This is a genomic window from Parendozoicomonas verongulae (assembly GCF_009711465.1).
Classification (GTDB): Bacteria; Pseudomonadota; Gammaproteobacteria; order Pseudomonadales; family Endozoicomonadaceae; genus Sansalvadorimonas; species Sansalvadorimonas verongulae.
The window spans coordinates 71,491-73,756 of sequence record NZ_SMME01000867.1 but is presented as its reverse complement, the minus strand read 5'-3'; the positions used below and the strand labels follow the sequence as shown (position 1 = coordinate 73,756).

Genomic DNA, 2,266 nt, shown 5'->3' with positions numbered 1-2,266 from the left:
GATGGCGAGGCGTTCGTATTTGTCGCCAACACTGAGCACACCTTGCATGGCACGCTTCAGGGCATAAACGCCGGTGCTGGCCAGAATCAGATTGCGAAGAGACGTGCCCAAGCGTGCAAGGCTGTTCTCGGCTTTGCTGGCATCGCGAGCTATTTCCCGAAAGCCAGTACGCTTGAGTGCCGAGCGGGATTGTTTGGCTTTGCGCTGGATCTGATCGAGAGACGCTGTCGTCTGTTTCAGTTCAGCCTGCAGTTTGTTTTGCTGTTGATTCAGCTCTCGATTGGATAGGCCGTTCTTCTGCAGTTCACCCCGCAAACCCGACAGTTTCTGTTTCTGGTTTTGAAACTGCACCGATAAGCCAGACACTGTTTTACGGGCAGCCGCCAGCTGGCGTTCTAACTTTTTCGAGGGGGCGACTGACTGAGAGTGTTCCCGTGCCAACTGCTCTACCTTGAGCTTTGCTTCACGATAGGAACGACCAACAGACTGTACGGTGGCAGCCTGGGCTTTAAAGGAAGACAAAAGGCGGGATTGCTGCTCGAGGGTTTTGAGGCGGGACTTGAGGGACTGGGCCTGCTTATCCAGTGACTCTAACGAATCACCGGATTTGCGGACTATGCGGGAGAGAAGGTCGCGGGCTTTGAGGGTGAGTTGAATAGCAGAATTGCGAAGGGCCATGGCATGCTCCTTCCTTAGTCAGCTACATCCAGTTGCATAAACGGACTTAGCCCTGAGCCAGTCACTAACGGATCAGCAAGGATGTCCATAGCCAAAGCAATCTCGGCAAAATCCTCCGAGATAAAACCCAGATTCTGCACAGGAGAAAACTTCACCCGGTGCACCCGAATGGTAAATGGGCGGCCTTCCTGAGCATCGTTAAGCCCTTCCATAAACAGGGTGAATTCTTTACCTGATTCCAACAGTGCCTGGATAGCATTGGCGGCTTTTGGGGTGTAATCCACAGTCAGGGTTTCAGCGCTGATGGTTGTACCACTCAGCACACGGATACCCGCTTTGGTGAGCGCATAATCCGTTCCTAAAGCCAGATCTTGATCTGCACTGTCTTTAACGGTGACGGTTTGGGTGATGTCTGGAATATGGCGGAAAGGAATCAGCTCGTAGCTTTCCCCATGAGCTGTCAGTTGCTCGCCCACAACCGGTGTTGCTCCAATGGATTCCAGTGAAGCCCTCAGAGCCAGGGCGATATTGGGAGGTGTGAAATCGTGAGCTTTGATGGCACCGGTAATCCCGGAAATTCTGGAGACAACGTTGCGCAGACCTCCGCCGCCCATGTAATTCTTCTGTTCCTTTTTCTCTTCTTCAAAACTGAAGGCAAACTCACTGATATTACCCATAGGCAACAGGGGAGCGGATTTGTCATAAGGCTGGATATGCACAGAGCCTGCGCCAATAAAGCTGTAATCAATCATTATTTTCGTCCTTGAGAGTTAGAGGATGGCTTCTACTGTCAGGGTGCTGTCGGCGAACGACAGCTGCCCGTAGCTGGGAGCGATATCAAAACGGGTATCGCTGAGTGTGTGTTTGCGGGATTCTGGGCAGAGCTTTTCTGCGGGGTTGAGTGTTGTTCGGATTTGCCGTATCAGGCTGACCAGCTCTACTGTGGTGTTCTCGGTGGTTTGAACCACGGCGCTCACATTGAACTGCAGCTCAAACCGACCTCGCTCCCCTTGCCGCCCGGTTTCCGTGAGGCTTTCTAACTGAACCAAAATGGCAGGCGTGGCCAACGTATCTTCCAGTCCTGTAGCGGAGTAACCCAGCCGGGTACTGGCAATGGCATTGAGCTTGTCCACCAGCACTTCAACAATCCGTTGTTCATTCGATGCGGTAGACATAGTTCAGCTCCTGCTGCATCAAAGTTGTGAAGCGTTCCAGCAATTTCGGTTGCAGTTGCTCAACGGCCTGACGCGCTGAGTTGGCGATGGGCAGGGCCACCTTTTCTATGGGCAATCCCATCCACATCGTGCGGCCACTTTTGAGCGATACCTGTTTCTTATGTTTCCACGCCGGTGCCCGCTGAAAAACCATGTCACTTCTCGCATTCACTGGCTGAAAGACAAAAGCTCCCTCCCAACGGTAACGCCCTGTACGCACGCCTGATTGGGTTTGTATGGGGCGTCCAAGGTAATGAGTGGGGATATCTGCAAGCCCCACCCAGATCACCAGTTTATACTGATCACTTTTCTGACCAGGCTTGTGAAGGGAAACCCGCACTCGCCCCAGCTCTTTGATCTTCTTTTGTGAAATG

Annotated in this window: 4 protein-coding genes; all 4 read right to left on the bottom strand. The window is 52.6% G+C overall.

The window, feature by feature from the left end; translation table 11 throughout:
- A partial coding sequence (locus E1189_RS19495; protein WP_155162659.1) for a hypothetical protein occupies positions 1-678 on the bottom strand: 678 nt, incomplete at its 3' end.
- Positions 679-692: 14 nt separating this feature from the next.
- Complete coding sequence (locus E1189_RS19490) at positions 693-1,430, bottom strand: phage tail tube protein (protein WP_155162657.1); 738 nt, start codon at positions 1,428-1,430, stop codon at positions 693-695.
- A gap of 18 nt (positions 1,431-1,448) precedes the next feature.
- Entirely contained in the window at positions 1,449-1,853 is a 405-nt protein-coding gene (locus E1189_RS19485) for a hypothetical protein (protein ID WP_155162655.1), read from the bottom strand.
- On the bottom strand, positions 1,834-2,266 hold a 433-nt coding region (locus tag E1189_RS19480; protein ID WP_196221532.1), incomplete at its 5' end, for a hypothetical protein. The genes E1189_RS19485 and E1189_RS19480, both read right to left, overlap by 20 nt.